Source organism: Streptomyces sp. ISL-1, from assembly GCF_018614585.1.
Lineage (GTDB): Bacteria > Actinomycetota > Actinomycetes > Streptomycetales > Streptomycetaceae > Streptomyces > Streptomyces maoxianensis.
In genome coordinates this window covers 85,345-106,079 of the sequence record NZ_JAGGOI010000014.1, presented here as the reverse complement: position 1 = coordinate 106,079, position 20,735 = coordinate 85,345, and the positions used below count along the sequence as shown (strand labels likewise).

The following is a 20,735-nucleotide window of genomic DNA, read 5'->3' as shown; positions in this document are numbered from 1 at the left end:
CCACAATGGACCGGGCGCTTGTGCATGGGTTCACAAGAGCCCCTGCAAAATTAGGCCTCCTCACCACCGAAGGTGCCCCCGTGGACATCAAGACCGCCTCTTCCCTCCACCGCCTCCGCCTGGTCTCCGCGCCGGAGGCCGTCTCCTTCCTCCTGCTGCTCGTCTGCTCGGTGCTCAAGCGCACGACGGAGTTCAACGCGGTCCCGGTCATGGGCGCGATCCACGGCTTGCTCTTCATCCTGTACGTGCTCTTCTGGCTGGACGCCTGGAACCGCACCAAGTGGAGCGTGAAGACCGCGGCCCTCTACTTCGTGCTCTCCGTACTCCCCTTCGGCGGCTTCGCCGCCGAGCGCAAGCTGAAGCGTGCGGCCGATGACGAGGTCATCGCCGCCCGCGCCCGCCGCAAGGGTACGGTCAGCGCATGATCGTCGCCTTCTCCGTCACGCCGCTCGGTGTCGGCGAGGACGTCGGCGAGTACGTCGCCGACGCCGTGCGCGTCGTCCGCGAGTCCGGTCTGCCCAACCGTACGGACGCGATGTTCACCTCGATCGAGGGTGAGTGGGACGAGGTGATGGATGTCGTCAAACGCGCCGTCGCCGCGGTCGAGGCCCACGCCCCGCGCGTCTCCGTCGTCCTCAAGGCCGACATCCGACAGGGCGTCACCGACGGTCTCACCTCGAAGGTCGAGACCGTGGAACGGCATCTCTCCGCCTGAACCAGAAGCGCCCGCTCATCCTCTGCGGCCGGACACAAGGGTCATGGAGTGGCGCCGTGCGACACCGTCAGCGCGATCCCCAGGGGTGTCCGCTCGTACAGCACCTGATGTCCGTGGCGGCGCGAGGTCAGCAGACCCGCCTCGCGCAGTACGGACAGATGGGCCGATACGGAGGAGGGCGCGAGCCCGAGCCGGTGCGCGAGGGCGGTGGTCGTGCCCGGTTCGTCGAGCGCGGCCAGCACGGCGGCGCGCTTGGCGCCGAGCAGTTGGGCGAGCGCCTTCGGAGTGCGGCCGGCGGGCTCGGTCCACAGCGCGCCGATGCCGCGGGCCGGATAGACGATGGCGGGTTGCCACGGCGGCTCGAAGCCGGTCACCACATCCGGCCAGCAGAAGGCGCTGGGCATCAGCATCAGGCCCTGACCGCCGAGTTCGCGCACATGCTCGCTGCGGCCGGACAGGGTCAGGGTGCGGTCGGCCCAGCTGAGCCGTGGATGCAGCTCGGCGAACAGCCCCTCCAGGCCGGCCCGCGCCAACCTCCCCGAGTGGAACGCCACATCGGCCTCGAGCAGTGCGCGCAGCCGGGGCCACTCGGGCTCGATGAGCGCGTGCCACGCCTGCTCCGTCGTATCGGCCAGCTCCCGCACGGCCAGGACCGGATCGGCGAGTAGCGCGCGTCCCTGCGGGCTGTCGAGGGCCCCCGGGGTGTCGGCGAGCGCCCACGCCATGTCGCGCCGCGCCGCCTCGGGGTCAACGGCGCGTACGGCTGCGATCTCCTCGTCGAACGAGGCGGCCGGCCCGATCGGAGGCGGCCCGAGAAAGTCGGGGCTGTGCCCTCGGCGCGGCATGAGCAGCCACAGGGAGGTGAGGTCGAGCCCGAGCGCCGCGTGCCGGATCCGCCGTAGCCAGGGGAGGTGATAGCCGTGCCGTTCGGGGCGATTGAGGGTTCGTACGGCTTCGTGGGTCTCCCAGAGCGGAGACACGGCGAACCGGATTCGCAGCAGATCGGCCTCGCCGAAGTGCATGTATGACGGCATGGCCCTGGCGTCCCCCCACAAGATTCGGCGTGCGCCGAAAGTCTACGGCGGGCGTGCCGGGCTCGGCAGGCTGTCGGCCATGCCAGAAGAGAAGCCCACGGGCTCCGCCCGACCTGGTCCGGGCGGCCTGCCACTGTCTGCTGCCGGCCCGGGCACCGCCCGCCCGGCGGGCGGCCTGACGCCGCCGGAGCCGGGAGCGCCCGCGCCCGCGGATGGCGGGGGCTCGGCGCCTGCGGTCGGTCCGGATTCCGCGCCTGCGGTCAGGTGCTTGGCGCCCGCCGCCGGTCCGGGTTCTGCGCCCGCGGTTGGCCAAGGTTCCGCACCTGTGGACGGCGGGAGCTTCTCGCCTCCGGTCGGTCCGGACTCCGAGCCCGCGGTCAGGGGCTCCGCGCCCGCCGCCGGTCCGGGGTCGGCACCCGCGGTTTGCCAGGGCTCCGCGCCCGCCCTGCCGGCGGGCAGCCCCTCGACGAAGTGGCACCGTGCCGAGCAGGGCGGTCGCGCCGACTCACGCCGGTACCGGGATGTCTTCGCGGTCCGCGAATTCCGGGCTGTCTTCGGCGCGCACCTCATGTCGTTGCTCGGCGTCGTCGTCAGCGAGATCGCGCTCACCGTGCTCGTCTACCGGCTCACCGGTTCGCCCATGCTCAGCGCGCTCACCTTCGCCCTCGGGTTTCTGCCCTACCTCTTCGGCGGGACCCTGCTCGCGGGCGTCGCCGACAAGTACCCCGCCCGGCGGGTGCTCGTCGTGTGCGATCTCCTTTGCGCCGGGTGCGCCGTCGTCATGGTGCTGCCCGTGACGCCCGTCGCCGCGCTGCTCGTGCTGCGCTGCTGCATCGCCGCCATCGCCCCCGTGTTCAACGGCACCCGCATGGCGACCCTCGCGGACATCCTCGGGGAGGGAGACCTGTTCGTCCTCGGCCGGTCGTTGCTGCGCGTCGTCTCGCAGAGCGCCGTCCTGACCGGGTTCGGGCTCGGCGGGCTGCTGCTCGCCGTCATCGCCCCGCGCGGCGCGCTCGCCATCACCGTCTGCACCTTCCTCGGCTCGGCGCTACTGCTCCGCCTCGGCACGAAGCGACGTCCCGCCCGCGGTCGCGACAGCGGCGCGCTGCTGCGCTCCTCCCTCTCCGGCGCGCGGCAGATCCTCGCCAATCGCCGGCTCCGGGTGCTGATGCTGCTGTTCTGGGCGCCGCCCATGTTCAGCGTGGCGCCCGAGGCACTCGCCGCCCCTTACGCGGACGAGATCGGCATCGGCTCCGCGGGCATCGGCCTTTTGATGTGCGCGCTGCCCGTCGGCACGATCGCCGGAGAGCTGTACGCCGGATCCGCCCTCGGCCCCGCCACCCGCTCCCGTATCGTCCTGCCGCTCGCCGCCACCACCCTCCTGCCGCTCACCGTCTACGCTCTCACCCCCGGCCTCGGCTGGGCGCTGCTCGCGCTCACGCTGGCCGGCGCGGGGTCCGCGTACACCCTGGGTCTGGACCGGTGGCTCATCGAGGAGATCCCCGAGGAACTGCGCGGCCGGGCGATGACCCTGCTGACCGCCGGGCTGATGACCATCCAGGGCGTCGGCATGGCGCTGGCCGGAGTCGCCGCGGAGTTCCTCCCGGTGAGCACCGTCGTCGCGGGTGCCGGCGCCGTCGGGACGCTCTGCTGTCTGCTGCTCGTCGCGGAGACCAGGCGAACACGTCGCGCAGCGGGCGGACACCCGGGAGAAGGGCGGACCGAAGGGCGAGACGGGGCTGACCGCCATATGAGCAGTCGGTAGGGTCGGTGCCGTGCCGAAGCCGCTCAGCCTCCCCTTCGACCCCATCGCCCGAGCCGACGAGCTCTGGCAGCAGCGATGGGGACCCGTGCCCTCGATGTCCGCGATCACTTCGATCATGCGCGCGCACCAGATCCTGCTCGCCGAGGTCGACGCCGTCGTCAAGCCGTACGGACTGACCTTCGCGCGCTACGAGGCACTGGTGCTGCTCACCTTCTCCAAGGCGGGCGAGCTGCCGATGTCCAAGATCGGCGAGCGGCTGATGGTCCACCCCACCTCGGTGACGAACACCGTGGACCGCCTGGTGAAGTCCGGTCTGGTCGGCAAGCGGCCCAATCCGAACGACGGGCGCGGCACACTCGCCTCCATCACCGAGAAGGGCCGTCAGGTCGTGGAGGCGGCCACCCGCGACCTGATGGAGATGGACTTCGGGCTCGGTGCGTATGACGCCGAGGAGTGCGCGGAGATCTTCGCGATGCTCCGCCCGCTGCGCGTCGCCGCGCGGGACTTCGAGGACGTCGGCTGACGTGGCCGGTAGCGAGCCCCCGGGCCCGGTAGCGGGGTAACCGCAGGTCGTGCGATGTTGCCGGCCGGCGCGGGGACGGTCCGTCGAAGGTGCTCGCCCGTTACCGAGTGCTCGCATGCTCCCCGCATCCGCGGCGATTTTCGGTGCGGTTACGCTCGTACGCATGAAACAGAGCGTGCTGTCCCGTTACCGGGTGATGGCGTATGTCACCGCCGTCTGGCTGCTGGTCTTCACCGCGGCGATCATCCTGAAGTACGTCTTCGAGGTCGGCGACACCATGCTGATCTCGCAGGTCCACGGTGTGTTGTTCATCATCTACGTGATTTTCGCCTTCGATCTCGGCTCCAAGGCGAAGTGGCCGTTCGGCAAGCTGCTCTGGGTGCTCGCCGCGGGCTGTATCCCGGTGGCCTCGTTCTTCGTCGAGCCGAAGATCACCCGCGAGATCCGGCCGCTGGTCACGGACGGCGACGTGGCGACCGCCGAGGCGTAACCCATACGGATCAAAGTTGAGCCCTGTGCGCAAGTGCGGGGCTTCAGCCATCGACATTTACTAGGACGTCCAAGTAAATTCGAAGGTATGGACGCTGACGCGATCGAGGAAGGCCGCCGACGCTGGCAGGCCCGTTACGACAAGGCACGCAAGCGGGACGCGGATTTCTCCACGCTCTCCGGGGACTCGGTAGAGCCCGCGTACGGGCCGAGGCCCGGGGACACCTATGAGGGTTTCGAGCGGATCGGCTGGCCGGGGGAGTACCCCTTCACCCGCGGCCTGTACCCGACCGGCTACCGCGGCCGTACCTGGACCATCCGCCAGTTCGCGGGCTTCGGCAACGCCGAGCAGACCAACGAGCGCTACAAGACGATCCTGGCCAACGGCGGCGGCGGGCTCTCCGTCGCATTCGACATGCCGACCCTTATGGGCCGTGACTCCGACGACCCGCGCTCGCTCGGCGAGGTCGGCCACTGCGGCGTCGCCATCGACTCCGCCGCCGACGTGGAGGTCCTGTTCAAGGACATCCCGCTCGGCGATGTGACGACGTCCATGACGATCTCCGGGCCCGCCGTCCCGGTCTTCTGCATGTACCTGGTCGCCGCCGAGCGCCAGGGCATCGACCCGGCCGTACTCAACGGCACACTCCAGACGGACATTTTCAAGGAGTACATCGCGCAGAAGGAGTGGCTCTTCCAGCCCGAGCCGCATCTGCGTCTGATCGGCGACCTGATGGAGCACTGTGCGTCGGGCATCCCCGCGTACAAGCCGCTCTCGGTCTCCGGCTACCACATCCGCGAGGCGGGCGCGACGGCCGCGCAGGAGCTCGCGTACACGCTCGCCGACGGCTTCGGCTACGTCGAGCTGGGGCTGAGCCGCGGCCTGGACGTGGACACCTTCGCGCCCGGCCTGTCCTTCTTCTTCGACGCGCACCTCGACTTCTTCGAGGAGATCGCCAAGTTCCGCGCGGCACGCCGGATCTGGGCGCGCTGGATGAAGGACGTGTACGGCGCGAAGACCGACAAGGCTCAGTGGCTGCGCTTCCACACGCAGACCGCGGGTGTCTCGCTCACCGCCCAGCAGCCGTACAACAACGTCGTACGCACCGCGGTCGAGGCGCTGTCCGCGATCCTCGGCGGCACCAACTCCCTGCACACCAACGCCCTGGACGAGACCCTCGCGCTCCCCAGCGAGCAGGCCGCGGAGATCGCGCTGCGTACCCAGCAGGTGCTGATGGAGGAGACCGGCGTCGCCAATGTCGCCGATCCGCTGGGCGGCTCCTGGTTCGTCGAGCAGCTCACCGACCGTATCGAGGCCGACGCCGAGAAGATCTTCGACCAGATCAAGGAGCGCGGCCGGCGGGCGCACCCGGACGGGCAGCACCCGATCGGCCCCATCACCTCCGGCATCCTGCGCGGCATCGAGGACGGCTGGTTCACCGGCGAGATCGCCGAGTCGGCCTTCCAGTACCAGCAGGCCCTGGAGAAGGGCGACAAGCGGGTCGTCGGCGTCAACGTCCACCACGGCTCGGTCACCGGCGATCTGGAGATCCTGCGGGTCAGCCACGAGGTCGAGCGCGAGCAGGTACGGGTCCTGGCGGAACGCAAGAACGACCGTGACGACGAGCGTGTCCGGTCCTCGCTGGAGAAGATGCTGGCCGCGGCCCGGGACGGCTCGAACATGATCGAGCCGATGCTGGAGGCGGTCCGCGCCGAGGCCACCCTGGGCGAGATCTGCGACGCCCTGCGGGACGAGTGGGGGACGTACACCGAGCCGCCGGGCTTCTGACGGCGGGCGAGCGCGCCGGGCCGACGCCCCGGCGTGCGGCGCGGCTCTACGGGAGCGAGGTGGAGCGGCTGCTCGCGGTTCCTCGTCAGGAGCCGAGGGACGCGAGCCCGGACACCAGCAGGAGCGTGAAGCTGCGCGCCCACGCCTGATCCACCGGCTCGGCGCTGACCAGTGCCCGGTGCACGACCGCTCCCGCGATCACATCGAAGATCAGGTCCGCGCTGCGGGCTGCCGCCTCCGGGTCGTCCTCGTACGGCAGCTCGCCGCGGGCCTGCGCGCGTGCCCGGCCCTCGAGCACCAGCCGCTTCTGCCGGTCGACGATCGCCGAGCGGATACGTATCCGCAGCGCGTCGTCCCGCGTCGACTCCGCGACCACGGCCATCAGGGCTGTCTTGGCCTCGGGCCGGGCAAGCAGCGCCGCGAACTGCAGCACCACGCCCTCCACATCGGCGATCAGGCTTCCGCGGTCGGGGAGTTCGAGCTCGTCGAAGAGAACAGCGACGGCGTCGACGACGAGCTCGTTCTTGTTCGTCCAGCGGCGGTAGAGAGTGGTCTTGGCGACCCCCGCGCGGGTGGCCACATCCCCCATCGTCAGCTTCGACCAGCCCAGCTCGACGAGCGCCGCCCGAGTCGCCTCGAGGATCGCGGTATCGGCTTCGACGCTGCGAGGGCGTCCCGTACGACCTGTACGCACGGTTTCGGGGCGGGTGTGCTTGCACATGACGGCGACCATACCGGCGGGTACGCGATCTGCTGTGAGCCAGTTCACCGGAGGAATCTCACACACGCCGCGGCGGATCCAGTTACGCTACGACTCGTAGCGAAAGCCTGACCGGCTCGAGCGACGACCACTGGCGCCAGGTGGGGACCCGGCGCCGAATATTTTCGCCAGTGCGGCGGTCTCTTGGCCGTCCTTTTCACATGCACGCGCGGAAGGGGGAGGATGTACTCATGCAGCCTAGGAACATGTCTATGAGCGGCGTCGTCGACCTCGCCGCGGTGAAGGCGGCCGGTGAGGCCAAGGCGAAGGCGGAGCACGCCCGCGCCCAGGGCGGCGCCGGTGCCGTACCCCCTTCCAGTCTGGTGATCGATGTCGATGAGGCGGGCTTCGAGCGCGACGTCCTCCAGCGCTCCAACGAAGTCCCGGTCGTCATCGACTTCTGGGCCGAGTGGTGCGAGCCCTGCAAGCAGCTCAGCCCGCTGCTCGAGCGGCTGACGCAGGAGTACGGCGGCCGGTTCGTGCTGGCCAAGATCGACGTCGACGCCAACCAGATGCTGATGCAGCAGTTCGGGATCCAGGGCATCCCGGCCGTGTTCGCGGTGGTGGCCGGCCAGGCCCTGCCGCTCTTCCAGGGCGCGGCCCCCGAAGCCCAGATCCGCCAGACGCTGGACCAGCTGATCCAGGTTGCCGAGGAGCGCTTCGGCCTCACCGGCATCACGGTCGGCGACGAGGCGGGCGTCGAGGAGCCGGCCGCGGCCGTCGTGCCCGAGGGCCCGTACGACGCCCTGCTGGAAGCGGCCGTACAGGCGCTGGACGCGGGCGACTTCGGCGGTGCTGTCCAGGCGTACAAGAACGTGCTGTCCGACGACCCCGGCAACACCGAGGCGAAGCTGGGCCTCGCCCAGGCCGAACTGCTCGCCCGCGTACAGGACCTGGACCCGCAGAAGGTGCGCCAGGAAGCGGCCGACAATCCGGCCGATGTACAGGCCCAGATCTCGGCGGCCGACCTGGATCTGGTCGGCGGTCATGTCGAGGACGCCTTCGGCCGGCTGATCGAGGCGGTGCGCCGCACGACGGGCGAGGACCGCGACGCGGCACGGGTGCGACTGCTCGAACTCTTCGAGGTGGTCGGCCCGGAGGACCCGCGGGTGACGACGGCGCGCTCGGCGCTGTCACGAGTGCTCTTCTGAGCCATGTTTGAAAGACCTGTACCGAACGCTCTGTTCCGCCAGGTCTGACGGTTTTGCGGCAGCGGCGCCGGTGAGGCGCCGCTGCCGATTTGGCGACACAGTGACAATACGCAGCCGCTCTTTACTAAAACTTGGTAAACGAAGGCTCTGTTACTCGCAGTAAATCAACCCGCTTGTTCTGTCCGCTTTTTGGCGGCAATCAACCCCTCTGACGCACCGCTTGGTAACACCCTGTGTGGCCGAGTGACATCAAGCCGTCGTGGCGTGGTTATCAGGCCGTTACTAGCGAGTAACGAACCCCCTTGTGCCGGGGCTTGGAATGGACCACGATCGGCCACGCTCGGTCCAATACCGCACCGGCTCGGCTCCCAGTCGCGCCGCGGAACCTTGGGTCCCCACCGGGTGGACCGGCGGCAGTGGCGCCGGTCGCGGACAGGGGGGTTCCTGCCGAACGGCAGGGCCTGTCCGGCAGGTTGTGCGTGATGCGTCAGGCGCGACCAGTGGTTGTCGCTCGGGGGTGATCGCCAGTGTTTCGGACGCAGCTCGCGCCTGAAAGTACGGGCGCTCTCCTTCCCGAGGACGTAGCACTTCTCCCATCCCAGGACGGGCCCACGGTCCGGACCGGAGATGTACGTCCGAGAAGGAGGAAATTCATGGAGTCTTTGACTCGTGGCGGAACCAGATGGAAGCGGTTCGCCCTAGTCATGGTGCCGAGTGTGGCCGCAACGGCTGCGATAGGCATCGGCCTGGCACAGGGGGCGCTCGCAGCGTCCTTCAGCATTTCCGGCCAGGAGTTCAAGGTCAAAGCCACGAGCTTGACCGGTACCAACTTCGTTCAGTACGGCAGCGTGGCAACCGGTAAGACGCTGGACGGCAAGGACTTCGCGGCTCCGGTCGCGGTGTCCGGCTTCAAGACCGCCACCATCGTCAACATGTGCCAGTCGGTCGTCACGCCCAACGTGCCGTTCATCGGCAACGTGAGCCTTGTGCTCAAGGCCGGTCAGGACAAGAACCACCCGGTCGAGGCCACGGACATCTACCTGGATGTCTCGGACCTCAAGGCCGACGCGGAGTTCAAGGACATCGACATCGGCGTCGCGGCGGGTCAGCTCAAGGACCCGGGCATTCAGCCCGGTACCAGGGCCAACCCGTACGGCTTCGCACAGCGCGCGAGGCTGGCGACGCTGACCGACGTTGAGCAGAAGGCGTGGGCGACCACGGCCGGCACGTTCAAGCTCAGCGGTCTGCAGATGAAGCTTCACAAGGGCGTCAAGGAGTGCTTCTAGGAGCATCCGCTCCCGGTAAGCACTTTGGACGGGCCGGGGTCTCGGTGCGAGGCCCCCGCCCGATCCACCCATCTCACACTTTCTTTGAGTAAGACCGTTCCAGGGAGCTGTTTTCCATGAGCGCCGAGTCCACTGGTTCCCGCGGATTCACCTATTGGCAGCTGCGTTTCCGAGCGTGGCGTGGCAACCGGCCGTTCTGGGCAGGCCTGTTCACCCTGCTCGGTGGCATTCCGATCGCCTACCTGCCGTACGCCGACCTCCGGCTCGGCAACCTCACGATCGCCATGGCCACCACGGCGGGAGCGGGCTCGCTGATCATCGGGGTCCTGCTGATGACGCTCGGCCTGACGATGTGGTTCCACTCCGTCGTCAGGGTGTTCGCGGGTGTCGCGACCATCATTCTCGGGCTTATCTCGCTCCCGGTCGCGAACATCGGCGGGTTTCTGATCGGATTCCTGCTCTCCCTGGTCGGTGGTGCGCTGTCGATCTCTTGGGCACCCGCCGAGCCGGCGGCCGAGTCCGTCGAGAGGTCCGAGCCGGAAGGGACTCCTGGCCCGGAAGGCGACGCGAGTGACTCGGACTTTCCCGAGTCGCGAGCTGACGAGCGATACGACCCGAACGTGACCGGAACGACTGCCCACGCCAACGGCGGGAGGAACAGTGCGGGGTGACGAAACGCAGCTGAGCATGGCTGATGGTGGTGATTCCATCAGAGCGAAGACCGGGCCGCGGCATGCGGCTCCAAGGAAATCGCTCCTGACCAAGCTGCAGATACCCGCGAGCAAGGCGATAGCCCTTGCCGCGATGCCCACCGCCGTATTCGTGGGCATGGGACTCACCCCGAGGCTGGCAGTCGCAGACGACAAGGACATTCCCTTCGCCCCGGGTCCGTGCGTGACCCGATCGGACGAGCCGGCGGAGTCCGAGTCGCCGAAGCCGTCGGAGTCGGAGAAGCCTTCCGAGACTCCGTCGCAGGAGCCCGAGCCGACCCCGAGCGGTTCGGCGGGCGGCAACGACGGGGACGAGCCGAAGCCGGACGCCACCCCGTCGGCCTCCGATGCGGGCAAGCCCGCGGACGCGAACGCGCCCTCGACGAGCCCGTCTCCGACGCCGAGCGAGACGCAGACCAGGAACCCGCTGGACCCGCTGGGGGTCGGCGACGCGATCAAGGACATCCTGGACGGCTCCGAGGAGCCGACCAGCAGCCCGACGCCGAGCGCCACGGCGACCGCCGAGCCGACGCCGTCGACGACTCCGTCCGCGAAGCCGTCCACGGAGCCGTCCGCCAAGCCGTCCGCGCCCACCGACGCGGTGGACGAGACGGTGGACAAGACCAAGGACGCCATCAAGGACGCGGCGGACAAGGCCGGGGCGACGACCGAGGAGCTCGACGACGCGGTCAAGAGCCTCGACCCCAAGCAGGACGTGGACATCCCGGACGGCGCCAAGCCGCGCTTCCCGTGCCCGACCTCGGACCCGAAGGCGCTCGCCGCGGCGGACCTGGAGCCGGGCTTGCCCCTGCTCCCGGACGACCCGTGGATCCTGGAGAGCTCGCTGCTCACCCTGAACGGCCTGGACTACAAGGGCATCGTCGAGGTGAAGACGGGCAGCGGCAAGATCAAGAAGGTCCTGAAGTTCACGGCTTCGAGCGTGGACATCAAGGACCTCCACCAGCTGGTGGTCGGCCCGAACGGCACGACCGCGCATGTCGAGGCCTCCAAGGGCTCCACCTCGACGATCCGCAACGGCACGGTGACGATGTACACGGAGGAGCTGAAGGGCAACCTCTTCGGCCTCATCCCGGTCACCTTCAGCCCGGAGACCCCTCCGCCGCTGAATGTTCCCTTCGCCTTCTTCACCAACGTGAAGGTGACGCAGGCGGGCCAGTTCGGCGGCACGCTGACGGTTCCGGGCCTGCACAACCACTTCACCGGTGGCAGTAACTAAGACCTTCCGGGAGCCGCACAAGGCTGTGGGCCGCACCTCGACTTGGGGTGCGGCCCACAGTCGTTTCTTCGTGTCTGCCCTCAGGCATCGAGGCCGTCGTCCGACTCCCCGGGCACGGACGGGCCGCACCAATGTGTGAACTCCTGTGCGGCCACGCCGTATAGCAGGGCGTCGCCGTACCCCCGGCACCTCAGGGTCGCTTGACGCATCTCACCGGTCGTGGAGCACCTTTGGGCGCGTGACCGGCACCACCGTGAGCAGGTCGTCCAGTCCCTTGAAGTCGTCCGGGTTGGTGGTGAACAGCGGAAGGCCCTCGGCGGTCGCGATGGCCGCAATCATCAGATCCGCGACGCGACGCCTTGGCTTTCGGCCCGATGCGATCACGGCCGCGCAAACCCTGCCGTAGGTGCGGGCCGCCTCCACACCGAAGGGAATGGGATCGAACTCGCTCTCGGCGCGCTGGAGTACATCGAGTCTTCTGGCTCGCTCGGCGTACTCGTCGTAGTCGCTCTGTTCCTCGTTCCTGCGGACCTCGTGGGGCCCCGCGGAGAGCTCGGCCAGGGTGATGGCGCTGATCGCCACTTCGGCCGGCAGTTCGTCGGGGTCCACCCATTTCCGCAGGATCATGATGTTCGTGTCGAGTAGGCCCTGCATGTGCGTGAGGGGCGCTTCGGCGGATCGTTCAGCGGGCATACGGGTCGTCCGCTCCTTGCTCGGCCGTCATGTCCTGGTCCGCGCGGAAGGCGTCGAGCGAGATGTCGGGAGCGGAGCGCGACAGTGCCGCGAACTCCCCACGCGGGACGAAACGTCTGCGTCGGCGCAGCGGGATCAGCTCACCGATCCGGTGTCCGTCGCGCGTGACGGTGAACGACTGCCCGCCCTGCACGGCGTCCATGATCTCTTTGGACCGGTTGCGGAGATCGCGTTGGGTGATCTCGGGCTGCGTGCTCATGGCTCCACGGTACGCCTTTCGTGGCGCCGCGTGCCACAGGGTGCTACATCCCGATTGGCCGACCCAAAGAGGAGGGCGGCACCCCGGTTCCCAGGAACCGGGGTGCCGCCCTCTCCGACCAAGGGGTCAGCGCTTCAGGCCCGCTGCTCCCCGCCCAAGTGGTGCACCCGCACCATGTTCGTCGTCCCCGCCACACCGGGAGGCGATCCCGCCGTGATGACCATGATGTCGCCCTCGTTGTGCCGCTGGAGCTTCAGCAGCTCCGCGTCCACCAGGTCGACCATCGCGTCCGTGTTGTCGACGTGCGGGGCGACATAGGACTCCACGCCCCAGCTCAGCGTCAGCTGGTTGCGGGTCGACTCGTCCGTCGTGAAGGCCAGGATCTGCTGCTTCGCGCGGTAGCGGGACAGGCGGCGGGCCGTGTCGCCGGACTTGGTGAAGGCGACCAGGGCCTTGCCGTCCAGGAAGTCGGCGATCTCGCAGGCCGCGCGGGCCACCGAGCCGCCCTGGGTGCGCGGCTTCTTGCCCGGGACCAGGGGCTGGAGGCCCTTGGAGAGCAGCTCCTCCTCCGCCGCGACGACGATCTTCGACATCGTCTTGACCGTCTCGATCGGGTACGCGCCGACCGAGGACTCGGCGGAGAGCATGACCGCGTCCGCGCCGTCCAGGATCGCGTTCGCGACGTCGGACGCCTCCGCGCGGGTCGGACGTGAGTTGGTGATCATCGACTCCATCATCTGGGTCGCCACGATCACCGGCTTGGCGTTGCGGCGGCACAGCTCGATGAGGCGCTTTTGCACCATCGGGACCTTCTCGAGCGGGTACTCGACGGCCAGGTCGCCACGCGCGACCATCACGCCGTCGAACGCCATCACGATGTCCAGCATATTGTCGACCGCCTGCGGCTTCTCCACCTTGGCGATGACCGGGACCCGGCGGCCCTCCTCGTCCATCACCTTGTGGACGTCCTTGATGTCGCTCGCGTCCCGTACGAAGGAGAGCGCGACCAGGTCGCAGCCCATCCGCAGGGCGAAACGCAGGTCATCGACGTCCTTCTCGGACAGGGCCGGGACGTTGACCGCCGCGCCGGGCAGGTTGATGCCCTTGTGGTCGGAGATCACACCGCCCTCGACGACGATCGTCCTGACCCGCGGGCCCTCGACCGCGATGACCCGCAGTTCGACGTTGCCGTCGTTGATCAGGATCTGGTCGCCCTTGGACACATCGCCGGGCAGGCCCTTGTAGGTCGTGCCGCAGATCGTCTTGTCGCCGACGATGTCTTCGGTGGTGATGATGAATTCGTCGCCGCGGACCAGTTCGACCGGCCCCTCGGCGAAGGTTTCCAGACGGATCTTGGGGCCCTGGAGGTCGGCGAGTACGCCGACCGCGCGGCCGGTGTCGTGGGACGCCTTGCGCACGCGGTGGTACCGCTCCTCGTGCTCAGCGTGAGTGCCATGGCTCATGTTGAAACGGGCCACGTTCATGCCGGCCTCGATCAGCGTCTTCAGCTGCTCGTAGGAGTCGACGGCGGGGCCCAGTGTGCAAACGATTTTGGAACGGCGCATAAGGCGGATCCTATCGGTTTGTTTCGCTGCGGAATATTCCGTCTGGTGGAAAGTACAAATGGGCGGGCTGCCGCTCAGGAGAGGGCTGCCGGGGCCGTTCTCAGACGCCCTCCGGAGCGACCAGAGCGAAGGTCTGCTGCGCGATCTCCAATTCCTCGTCCGTCGGGACCACGGCCACCGCGACCCGTGCGTGGTCGGGCGAGATCAGACGCGGTTCGCCGCTTCGTACGGCATTGAGGTCCGCGTCCACCGCGAGCCCCAGCTCCTCCAGGCCCGCGACGGCTGCCTCGCGCACCGGTGCCGCGTTCTCACCGACCCCCGCCGTGAACACGATCGCGTCCACCCGGCCGAGTACCGCGTAATACGCGCCGATGTACTTCTTCAGCCGGTGGATGTAGATGTCGAAGGCGAGCCGCGCGCGCTCGTCCCCCTCGTCGATCCTCCGGCGGATCTCCCGCATGTCGTTGTCGCCGCACAGCCCCATCAGACCGCTTTTCTTGTTGAGCAGTTCGTCGATCTCGTCCGCCGACATTCCCGCGACCCGCTTGAGGTGGAACGTGACCGCCGGGTCGATGTCACCGGAGCGGGTGCCCATCACCAGGCCCTCCAATGGCGTCAGTCCCATCGAAGTCTCCACACACCGGCCGCCCGCGACCGCGGATGCGGAAGCGCCGTTGCCCAAGTGCAGAACGATGACGTTCACCTCGGACGGATCCTTGCCCAGCAGGGCCGCGGTCCGGCGGGAGACGTACGCGTGCGACGTGCCGTGGAAGCCGTACCGGCGGATCCGGTGCGCGTCCGCCGTCGCGACGTCGATCGCGTAGCGGGCCGCGGACTCCGGCATCGTCGCGTGAAAGGCCGTGTCGAAGACCGCGACCTGGGGGAGATCGGGGCGCAGCGCCCGGGCGGTGCGGATGCCGGTGACGTTCGCCGGGTTGTGCAGCGGGGCCACCGGGATCAGCCGCTCCACCTCCGCGAGCACCTCGTCGGTGATCACGGTCGGCTCGGTGAACCTCAGACCGCCGTGCACCACCCGGTGGCCGATCGCCGCCAGCTGTGGGGAGTCCAGGCCGAGCCCGTCGAGCGCCAGCTCCTCGGCGACCGCCTTCAGGGCCGCGCTGTGGTCGGCGATCGCGCCGGTGCGCTCGCGCTTCCCGGCGCCGCCGGCGGTGAGCGGGGAGTGCACCACGCGCGAGGTCCCCTCGCCGATCCGCTCCACCAGCCCGGCCGCCAGCCGCGAGTTGTCACGCATGTCGAGCAGCTGGTACTTCACCGACGAGGAGCCGGAGTTGAGGACGAGGACCCGGGTGGCGTTCGCGGTCACGGCGGTGGTGCTTTCTGTAGGCGTGGTCATACGGATTCGGTCCGCACGGGCTGCGACTGGATCGCGGTGATGGCGACCGTGTTCACGATGTCGCTGACGAGCGCGCCGCGCGACAGATCGTTCACCGGCTTGCGCAGACCCTGCATCACCGGCCCGACGGCCACGGCGCCGGCCGAGCGCTGCACGGCCTTGTAGGTGTTGTTGCCGGTGTTGAGGTCCGGGAAGATCAGTACCGTCGCCTCGCCCGCCACCTCGGAGTCCGGCAGCTTCGTCGCCGCGACGGACGGCTCGACCGCCGCGTCGTACTGGATCGGCCCCTCGATCCGCAGGTCCGGGCGCGCCGCCCGCACCAGCTTGGTCGCCTCCCGCACCTTGTCCACGTCCGCGCCGGAGCCGGAGGTGCCCGTGGAGTACGAGAGCATCGCGATCCGCGGCTCGACGCCGAAGCGGGCCGCCGTCACCGCCGACTGGACCGCGATGTCCGCGAGCTGCTCGGCGTCCGGGTCCGGGTTGACCGCGCAGTCGCCGTACACCAGCACCTTGTCGGCCAGGCACATGAAGAAGACCGAGGAGACGATCGAGGCTCCCCCAGAGGCTTCGCCCTGGGAGGTGCCCCTGGGCTTCGTCTTGATGATCTCGAAGGCGGGGCGGATCGTCGCGGCCGTCGAGTGCACCGAGCCCGAGACCATGCCGTCGGCCAGGCCCTCCTCGACCATCAGGGTGCCGAAGTAGTTCACATCCGCCACCACGTCGTACGCCAGCTCCACCGTCACGCCCTTGTGGGCGCGCAGCTCTGCGTACCGCTCGGCGAAGACCTGGCGCAGCTCGGAGGTCTGCGGGTCGATCAGCTGGGTGGCGCCGGCGGTCAGGTCGATGCCCAGGTCGGCGGCCTTCTTGCGGATGACCTCCGTGTCGCCGAGCAGGGTCAGCTCGCAGACGTCGCGGCGCAGCAGCACGTCGGCGGCGCGCAGCACCCGCTCCTCGGTGCCCTCGGGCAGCACGACGCGACGGCGGTCGGCGCGGGCCTGCTCCAGCAGCTCGTGCTCGAACATCATCGGGGTGACCCGGCTGCTGCGGGCCACCGAGATACGGGTCAGCAGATCGCCGGTGTCGACGTGCCGCTCGAACAGGCCCAGCGCGGTCTCCGCCTTGCGCGGCGTCGAGGCGTTCAACTTGCCTTCCAGCGCGAAGAGTTCGGCCGCGGTGGGGAAGCTGTTGCCGGAGACCAGGACCACCGGGGTGCCGGGCGCGAGCCGGGAAGCCAGTGTCAGGACCTGCTCGCTCGGCCGCTCGTTCAGCGTCAGGAGTACGCCGGCGATGGGCGGGGTGCCGGCGGAGTGCGCGGCCAGCGCACCCACCACCAGATCGGCGCGGTCGCCGGGGGTGACCACCATGCAGCCGGGGGTCAGAGCGTTCAGGACGTTCGGCAGCATCGCACCGCCGAAGACGAAGTCCAGCGCGTCACGGGCCAGGCCCGCGTCGTCGCCGAGGAGCACCGTGCCGCCCAGCGCGTGGGTGATCTGGGCGACCGTGGGGGCGGCGAGCGCCGGCTCGTCGGGCAGCGCGTAGCAGGGCACCGGGAGGCGGGCAGCCAGCCGCTCGGCTATGTCCTCGCGGTCCTCCGGGACGACCCGGTTGACGACCATGGCGAGGACGTCGCAGCCCAGGGCCTCGTACGCGCGATAGGCGTTACGGGTCTCGGCCCGCACGGACTCGGCGGTCTGGTTCTTGCCGCCGACCACCGGGATCACCGAGGCGCCGAATTCGTTGGCCAGCCGGGCATTGAGGGCGAGCTCGTCGGGGAGCTGAGTGGCGGCGTAGTCGGTGCCGAGTACGACTACGACCTCGTAGTCCCGCGCCACCTGGTGGAAGCGGTCGACGAGCCGGGAGACCAGCTCGTCGGTGCCCTTCTCGGCCTGCAGCGCGGCGGCCTCGTGGTAGTCGAGGCCGTAGACGGACGTGGGGTCCTGCGACAGCCGGTAGCGGGCACGCAGCAATTCGAACAGCCGGTCCGGACCATCGTGGACCAGCGGGCGGAAGACGCCCACCCGGTCCACCTGGCGGGTCAGGAGCTCCATGACTCCCAGCTCAACGACCTGTCGGCCGTCTCCGCGGTCGATCCCGGTCACGTATACGCTGCGCGTCACGCGTGCTCTCCCGTCGTGTCCATGCTTGTGCGCTTGTGCATACAAAAAAGCCGCGTGGGTAGCGGCATCACCCTCTTGACAGTACCTCCGCGGGTGGATACGGCGCCCGCCGGGCCGGGACCCGATCAGGACCGGGATTCAGGCCCGGGACCGGCCCGGATCAGGCCCGCACGGGCGAGGTCCGAAGGCCCGCGAGCAAGGGCCCGGGACGGAACGGCGGAGTAGCTGAAAGCGCGAGGTCCCCGGGGTCCGTGGAACAATCGAACCTGGGCTCACATGTACCAATGACGAGCAGGAGACACAGCACGATGCGCATCGGAGTTCTCACGGCAGGCGGCGACTGCCCGGGCCTGAACGCAGTGATCCGGTCGGTCGTGCACCGGGCTCTGACAGGTCACGGCGACGAAGTCATAGGTTTCGAGGACGGGTTCAAGGGGCTGCTCGACGGCCACTACCGGCCGCTCGACCTCAACGCCGTCAGCGGCATTCTCCCCCGCGGCGGTACGATCCTGGGCTCCGCGCGCCTCGAGCGCGACCGGCTGCGCGAAGCCGCCGAGAGTTCCGCGGAGTTGGCGAAGCAGTACGGCATCGACGCGCTCATCCCGATCGGCGGCGAGGGCACGCTCACCGCGTCCCGGATGCTCTCCGACGCGGGGATGCCCGTCGTCGGCGTACCGAAGACCATCGACAACGACATCTCCGGCACCGACCGCACCTTCGGCTTCGACACCGCGGTCATGGTCGCCACCGAGGCCATCGACCGCCTCAAGACCACCGCCGAGTCGCACCAGCGCGTGATGGTCGTCGAGGTCATGGGCCGGCACGCGGGCTGGATCGCGCTGGAGTCCGGCATGGCGGGCGGCGCGCACGGCATCTGTCTGCCCGAGCGGCGTTTCCAGGTCGAGGACCTGGTCAAGATGGTCGAGGAGCGATTCTCGCGCGGCAAGAAGTTCGCGGTGGTGTGCGTGGCCGAGGGTGCGCATCCGGCCGAGGGCTCGATGGATTACGCGAAGGGCGCGATCGACCAGTTCGGGCACGAGCGCTTCGAGGGCATCGGCAATCGTCTCGCCTCGGAGCTGGAGCTGCGGCTCGGCAAGGAGGCGCGGCCGGTGATTCTCGGCCATGTGCAGCGCGGTGGCACGCCGACCGCGTACGACCGGGTGCTGGCGACGCGCTTCGGCTGGCACGCGGTTGAGGCGGCGCACCGCGGCGAGTTCGGCATGATGACCGCGCTGCGCGGCACGGACGTGATCATGGTGCCGCTGGCGGAGGCGGTCGCCCAGCTGAAGACCGTGCCCGAGAGGCGGATGTACGAGGCGGAGTCGGTCTTCTGACCCTGCCGCTCCTGCGACCCTGCTGCTCCTTTGCCCCTGCCGCTCCTTTGACCCGCGGGCTTCGCCTTCGGTTGCCGAGCGGCCTTGATCGCACCCCCCGTGCGCGATCAAGGCCACCTTTGTTTTCCGCCGTTGATGGCGCAGATCACTCTTGAGTTGAATGGCGCGAATCGCAAGGCTGTTCCGTGTCCGGGACATGTCCCAACCCTGTCCCAGCACGTGAACGCAGAAGGGGGAGGGACATATGGACTCCGACGGGCCGGCCGCTCCGGATCCCGAACAGGCCCAGAGTTCCGCCGAGTTCGTCGCCCGGATGCAGGAGCTCAAGGACTGGTCCGGCCTGACCTACCGGGAGTTGACCACACGGGCGGAAGCGGTCGGCGACGTACTGCCGCGCTCGACCGTCGCCAATATGCTCAGCCGCGGCACGGTGCCGCGCGAGGAACTCGTGGCTGCTTTCGTACGCGCCTGCGGCTGCGGCCCCGGGACGGCCGAGACCTGGCTGCGCGTACGCAAGGAACTCAGTCGGCGTGAGCGGCAGTCCACCGAGGTCCCTCAGTTCACCGCCGGCGAACCGGACCCGGGACGGGAATCGGGACCCGGGACCCGGGAGTCCACGCCGCCCGAGCAGCCCCCCGAGCCACCGCGCAGGCCGTGGCTCGCGCGTGCGGTACTGCCGACGGTGGTCATCGCGCTGGGCGTGGCCGCGCTGGTCGCGACGCTCGTCTCCCTCGATGACGATGAGCCGGAGGACAGGCAGAGCACGAAGCAGCCCGGCTCGCCCCGGCCCGGCTCTCCTCAGTCCGATGCTCCTCAGTCCGACGCCGCTCGGTCCGGTTCTCTTCAGCCCGGACCCGTACGGATCAGGGCCGTCCACTCGGGCCTGTGTCTGGCAGAGGCCGGCGGGCAGAGCGGGCAGCTCTACCAGCAGCCGTGCTCGCCCGGCACCACCCCGCGCTTCAGCCTGAAGCCCGTTGAACCCGCCTGGCGGATCGTGACCTTCCACAGGAAATTCGGCGAAGGCTGCACCGGTGTCAAAGAGAAGTCGATGGAGGTCGGCGCACCACTCGAGGACCAGGAGTGCGGCAAGCGCGGCCCCGCCGAGGCCTTCCGGCTGGAGCCGGTGGGCAAGCCGGTGCGCGGCTACCGGCTGCGGCCCCTGCACAGCGACCTGTGCGCAGGGGTGCCCGGGGCCGCCACAAAGGCCGGCGCCGAGATACGGCAGCTGGCGTGCACCAAGGACGCGAAGGGCCAGTTGTTCGCGTTCGACCGGGATGCCAACGGGATTTAGCCGCGCGTCAGCGCCCAGAAATGCTCAACTATCCGGTCCAGGAACTCCCGGCCCGGCTCCCCGGTGTCCTGCGACGCGGCGCCCCAGCTGAGGGTGGCCACCATTCGGGACTGGTAGTCGGCGTGCAGCTCCCGCAGTACGTCCTCGAGGTGGCCGCGGTCCATCGGCAGCATCTTGCCGACCGGGCGAACGTACGCCTGCCAGCGCGCCTTCACCGCGTCCCGCAGCAGGTCGGCGAGTTCCTCGTCCCGGCCTGTCGCAGTCAGCAGCTCGCGGGGGCCCAGCTCCAGCACCTCGGCGAGCGCGGTGGTCTGCCGCTCATTGCCACGCCAGCGCCCCGACTCCTCCATCCGCACATACGAGGAGGCGTCCACGCCCACCCGGCGCGCCAGGTCGTCGGGGGCGAGGCCGCGCGCCGTCCGGTGCTCGCGCAGGGTGGTCGCGGCGGTGAGCAGATCGGTGGGCGCACACCACAACACTCCGGCGAGCGCGGTCAGTTCATGCGAACCGGGGGCGGCGAGTCCGCGTTCCCAGGCGACCACCGTGTCCGGCGAGATGTGGAGCCCGTACTGGGCGCGGAGGCCGTACGCGACATGGCCGGGGGCCATTCCGAGGGCCTCGCGCAGTCGGCGTGCGGCGGGGGCGCTGAAGGGCGGTGAGGGA

The 20,735-nt window shown here is 69.3% G+C and carries 20 protein-coding genes; 12 read left to right on the top strand and 8 right to left on the bottom strand.

Features of this window, described 5'->3' with window-relative positions; all coding sequences use genetic code 11:
- The first annotated feature begins 80 nt into the window (after positions 1-80).
- Both J7E87_RS11715 and J7E87_RS11710 read left to right on the top strand, forming a co-directional pair.
- Complete coding sequence (locus tag J7E87_RS11715; RefSeq protein WP_215092809.1) at positions 81-425, top strand: DUF3817 domain-containing protein; 345 nt, start codon at positions 81-83, stop codon at positions 423-425.
- Complete coding sequence (locus tag J7E87_RS11710; RefSeq protein WP_215092807.1) at positions 422-715, top strand: MTH1187 family thiamine-binding protein; 294 nt, start codon at positions 422-424, stop codon at positions 713-715. The genes J7E87_RS11715 and J7E87_RS11710 overlap by 4 nt, the downstream gene beginning before the upstream one ends.
- 41 nt (positions 716-756) lie before the next feature.
- Here J7E87_RS11710 and J7E87_RS11705 read toward each other — a convergent pair whose 3' ends face one another.
- Complete coding sequence (locus J7E87_RS11705) at positions 757-1,749, bottom strand: DUF5937 family protein (RefSeq protein ID WP_215092805.1); 993 nt, start codon at positions 1,747-1,749, stop codon at positions 757-759.
- A 325-nt stretch (positions 1,750-2,074) separates the two neighbouring features.
- Between J7E87_RS11705 and J7E87_RS11700 the strand changes: the two genes are divergently transcribed.
- From J7E87_RS11700 to J7E87_RS11685, 4 genes are all read left to right on the top strand, one after another.
- Positions 2,075-3,514, top strand: coding sequence for an MFS transporter (locus tag J7E87_RS11700; RefSeq protein ID WP_308312906.1), 1,440 nt, complete (start codon positions 2,075-2,077; stop codon positions 3,512-3,514).
- 10 nt (positions 3,515-3,524) lie between these two features.
- The gene (locus J7E87_RS11695) at positions 3,525-4,037 is read left to right on the top strand and encodes a MarR family winged helix-turn-helix transcriptional regulator (RefSeq protein WP_215092801.1); all 513 of its coding nucleotides are present in this window, start codon (positions 3,525-3,527) and stop codon (positions 4,035-4,037) included.
- A 163-nt stretch (positions 4,038-4,200) separates the two neighbouring features.
- Positions 4,201-4,527: a DUF3817 domain-containing protein gene (locus J7E87_RS11690; RefSeq protein WP_215092799.1), complete on the top strand. Its 327-nt coding sequence runs from the start codon at positions 4,201-4,203 to the stop codon at positions 4,525-4,527.
- 87 nt (positions 4,528-4,614) lie between these two features.
- Positions 4,615-6,315: a methylmalonyl-CoA mutase gene (locus J7E87_RS11685; protein WP_215092797.1), complete on the top strand. Its 1,701-nt coding sequence runs from the start codon at positions 4,615-4,617 to the stop codon at positions 6,313-6,315.
- Between the two features lie 85 nt (positions 6,316-6,400).
- Here the strand turns inward: J7E87_RS11685 and J7E87_RS11680 are convergent, their stop codons facing one another.
- Complete coding sequence (locus tag J7E87_RS11680; protein ID WP_215092942.1) at positions 6,401-7,048, bottom strand: TetR/AcrR family transcriptional regulator; 648 nt, start codon at positions 7,046-7,048, stop codon at positions 6,401-6,403.
- Positions 7,049-7,266: 218 nt separating this feature from the next.
- Here J7E87_RS11680 and J7E87_RS11675 point away from each other — a divergent pair, with 218 nt between their 5' ends.
- From J7E87_RS11675 to J7E87_RS11660, 4 genes are all read left to right on the top strand, one after another.
- Positions 7,267-8,226 (top strand): tetratricopeptide repeat protein, encoded by a 960-nt coding sequence (locus J7E87_RS11675; RefSeq protein WP_215092795.1) that lies wholly within the window; start codon positions 7,267-7,269, stop codon positions 8,224-8,226.
- Positions 8,227-8,879: 653 nt separating this feature from the next.
- Positions 8,880-9,512 (top strand): DUF6230 family protein, encoded by a 633-nt coding sequence (locus J7E87_RS11670; RefSeq protein ID WP_215092793.1) that lies wholly within the window; start codon positions 8,880-8,882, stop codon positions 9,510-9,512.
- A gap of 116 nt (positions 9,513-9,628) precedes the next feature.
- The gene (locus J7E87_RS11665; RefSeq protein ID WP_215092792.1) at positions 9,629-10,183 is read left to right on the top strand and encodes a DUF6114 domain-containing protein; all 555 of its coding nucleotides are present in this window, start codon (positions 9,629-9,631) and stop codon (positions 10,181-10,183) included.
- Positions 10,173-11,459: a hypothetical protein gene (locus J7E87_RS11660; protein WP_215092790.1), complete on the top strand. Its 1,287-nt coding sequence runs from the start codon at positions 10,173-10,175 to the stop codon at positions 11,457-11,459. The genes J7E87_RS11665 and J7E87_RS11660 overlap by 11 nt, the downstream gene beginning before the upstream one ends.
- A gap of 210 nt (positions 11,460-11,669) precedes the next feature.
- Here the strand turns inward: J7E87_RS11660 and J7E87_RS11655 are convergent, their stop codons facing one another.
- From J7E87_RS11655 to pta, 5 genes are all read right to left on the bottom strand, one after another.
- Entirely contained in the window at positions 11,670-12,152 is a 483-nt protein-coding gene (locus J7E87_RS11655; RefSeq protein ID WP_215092788.1) for a type II toxin-antitoxin system VapC family toxin, read from the bottom strand.
- A complete protein-coding gene (locus J7E87_RS11650; RefSeq protein WP_215092786.1) occupies positions 12,142-12,411 on the bottom strand; it encodes a type II toxin-antitoxin system Phd/YefM family antitoxin in 270 nt (89 codons plus the stop codon). Before J7E87_RS11650 ends, J7E87_RS11655 begins: the two co-directional genes overlap by 11 nt.
- A 134-nt stretch (positions 12,412-12,545) precedes the next feature.
- Complete coding sequence (gene pyk, locus J7E87_RS11645; protein ID WP_215092784.1) at positions 12,546-13,976, bottom strand: pyruvate kinase; 1,431 nt, start codon at positions 13,974-13,976, stop codon at positions 12,546-12,548.
- 100 nt (positions 13,977-14,076) lie between these two features.
- Entirely contained in the window at positions 14,077-15,330 is a 1,254-nt protein-coding gene (locus J7E87_RS11640; RefSeq protein WP_215092782.1) for an acetate kinase, read from the bottom strand.
- Complete coding sequence (gene pta, locus J7E87_RS11635) at positions 15,327-17,447, bottom strand: phosphate acetyltransferase (protein WP_215092779.1); 2,121 nt, start codon at positions 17,445-17,447, stop codon at positions 15,327-15,329. Before pta ends, J7E87_RS11640 begins: the two co-directional genes overlap by 4 nt.
- 308 nt (positions 17,448-17,755) lie before the next feature.
- Here pta and J7E87_RS11630 point away from each other — a divergent pair, with 308 nt between their 5' ends.
- Together J7E87_RS11630 and J7E87_RS11625 are read left to right on the top strand one after the other, a co-directional pair.
- The gene (locus tag J7E87_RS11630; RefSeq protein WP_215092777.1) at positions 17,756-18,781 is read left to right on the top strand and encodes an ATP-dependent 6-phosphofructokinase; all 1,026 of its coding nucleotides are present in this window, start codon (positions 17,756-17,758) and stop codon (positions 18,779-18,781) included.
- Between the two features lie 244 nt (positions 18,782-19,025).
- Positions 19,026-20,072 carry an RICIN domain-containing protein gene (locus J7E87_RS11625; RefSeq protein ID WP_215092775.1) on the top strand — a complete coding sequence of 349 codons (1,047 nt, stop codon included), beginning with the start codon at positions 19,026-19,028 and terminating at the stop codon, positions 20,070-20,072.
- On the opposite strand, the gene J7E87_RS11620 is transcribed toward J7E87_RS11625, so the two are convergent.
- Positions 20,069-20,680 (bottom strand): helix-turn-helix domain-containing protein, encoded by a 612-nt coding sequence (locus J7E87_RS11620; protein ID WP_215092940.1) that lies wholly within the window; start codon positions 20,678-20,680, stop codon positions 20,069-20,071. The genes J7E87_RS11625 and J7E87_RS11620 overlap by 4 nt on opposite strands.
- Positions 20,681-20,735 lie beyond the last annotated feature (55 nt).